The organism is Helicobacter pylori, from assembly GCF_001998165.1.
Classification (GTDB): domain Bacteria; phylum Campylobacterota; class Campylobacteria; order Campylobacterales; family Helicobacteraceae; genus Helicobacter; species Helicobacter pylori_DL.
In genome coordinates, this window is sequence record NZ_MTWR01000040.1 from 1 (window position 1) to 2,134 (window position 2,134).

Genomic DNA, 2,134 nt, shown 5'->3' on the forward strand with positions numbered 1-2,134 from the left:
TAAAGAGCATCTAACTAATACAAAAAGCATTGACAAATATAACTAATTTATGATAAAATAGCCACTTAATTAAATTAAGGAAAGCTTGTGTATTCGCCTGCTAAGTTTGCTAGTATGATAGGTAAATCTGTTAGGACTTTACAACGATGGGATTTAGAGGGTGTTTTTGTCGCTCATCGTAATCAAAAAAATAGGCGTTTTTACACGCATGATCAATACTTAGAATATCTAGGTATTAAAGCTAGTGAAGATAAAGCAAAGATAGTGGTTTATGCTAGAGTGTCTAGCGCTAATCAAAAACAAGATTTGCAAAATCAAATTGAAGCCTTAGAAAAATTTTGTCTTGCCAATGGCTATGCGGTGAGTGAATGGTGTAATGAGATAGGGAGTGGGTTAAACTATAAGAGAAAGATTTTTAACCGAATTTTGGAAGAAATTGAAATGGGAAAAATCTCTAAATTGGTTATCGCTCATAAAGATAGGTTTGTGCGTTTTGGTTTTGAATATTTTGAAAGCTTTGCTCAAACTCATGGCTGTGAAATTATTATAATGAATCAGATCTCTTTAAGCCCTGAAGCTGAGATGACACAAGATTTATTGAGCATTATCCATTGCTTTAGTTCTAGGCTTTATGGCTTAAGAAAATACAACAAAGAAATTAAAGAACATCTTAAAAATCAAGAATGATGCTAGTTACAAGAATACTCTATGCCAAAAATATCAATAAAGGTAAGTTAAAAGCGTTAAACGAACAAGCCCAAATTTTAGGAAAATTGCGTTCTCAAATATGGCAAGAATATGGGGCTTTAAAATGTTTGAATACGAGCGATAGAAAAATTAGAGATTTATGGGTTAAGGAAAAAAGGGAATTTAAAGTTTTAGCTAACGCTTGGAAAGAGACTTTAAGAGATAGCTTCAATAACATCAAGCTCTATTTGGAGGCGGCTAAAACTTCTATTAAAAAAGACATATTCAAACACTATAAAACCAAAGAAGAGCAAAAAGAAGCCTTTATCCAATTAAAAAAAGATGAATGGCTAAAAGATCATTTTTTACACAGAAAAATGAGAAAAGCTTTCAAGCATGGTAAAAATTCTGTTTTCAATCAAATCATTGTCCGCAGCGATGACTACAAAGTTTTTGAATTGAACAATCAATGTTGGATCTCTATACCCTCTTTAATCAAAAACAAAAGGATTAAAATCCCTTTAAATACCACAATGGAATACAAACCTAGTGGCACTTTAAGACTGATTATAAAAAACAAGGTAGTGGAAGTTCATAGTTCTTATGAAAAAACAGATAATCGCGCTTGTGGGAATGAAATAATAGGCATTGATAAGGGTTATAGTGAAGTCTTTGTAACAAGCACTAACGAATTTTTAGGGAAGGATTTAGGTAAAATCCTCACCCAATACAGCGACAAACTAAAAGTCAAATACCAACGAAGAAACAAATTATTGGCGCTGATGAAAAAAGCTCAAAAAAACAATCAACTTGAAAAAGCTAATCGTATTTCAAAAAACAATCTAGGCAAAATTAAACAAAACAAAGAAAATCATAAAGTCAAACAAAGATTAAAAACCCTTATTTACAACGCTTGCCATCAAGTAGTGGATAAGGCAAAGGTGGTTGTGTGTGAAGATTTAAAAGAAAACTTTTCAAAAAACACAAGCTATGGCAAAAACACTAACAGAAGACTCAATTCTTGGGTTAAAGGTTTAATAGCAGCCGCTTTAAAAAATGTAATAGCGTGCAGAGGTTCTGCATTGCATTTAGTCAATCCTGCATACACTTCGCAATGCGATAGCTTTTGTAACAACCTTTTATTAGGGCGTCGCAAAAGCAATACTTTTTACCTATTTAATGGGGGAACTATTCAGGCTGACTATAATGCTGCTAGAAACATTTTAGCGAGATACTTTGACAAAGAAATTAAAAGGAATACACCTTTTAATGCGGTTAAAGAAATCTTACTAAAACGGACTGATAGCTATCGCTTGACTACTGTGCAAGCAAGGCTTTAGTTGCAAATGAAAAACTTCATTTATCAACAAAGTGCGAATTACTTTAATACATGGGCATTTGTCTATGTTTTAAGGAACAGAACATAGGGACATCAACGCTGCGAACA

General features: G+C 32.8%; 2 protein-coding genes. Both read left to right on the plus strand.

Annotation, left to right across the window (positions count from 1 at the left end):
- Positions 1-87 precede the first annotated feature (87 nt).
- Entirely contained in the window at positions 88-687 is a 600-nt protein-coding gene (locus tag BZK24_RS05380) for an IS607 family transposase (RefSeq protein ID WP_000287216.1), read from the plus strand.
- The gene (locus BZK24_RS05385; RefSeq protein WP_033611347.1) at positions 687-2,027 is read left to right on the plus strand and encodes a zinc ribbon domain-containing protein; all 1,341 of its coding nucleotides are present in this window, start codon (positions 687-689) and stop codon (positions 2,025-2,027) included. Before BZK24_RS05380 ends, BZK24_RS05385 begins: the two co-directional genes overlap by 1 nt.
- Positions 2,028-2,134: the final 107 nt, after the last annotated feature.

Excerpts from the sequence above, each read along its gene's own strand:
- BZK24_RS05385 (WP_033611347.1), top strand. The coding sequence starts at position 687 with ATGCTAGTTACAAGAATACTCTATGCCAAAAATATCAATAAAGGTAAG.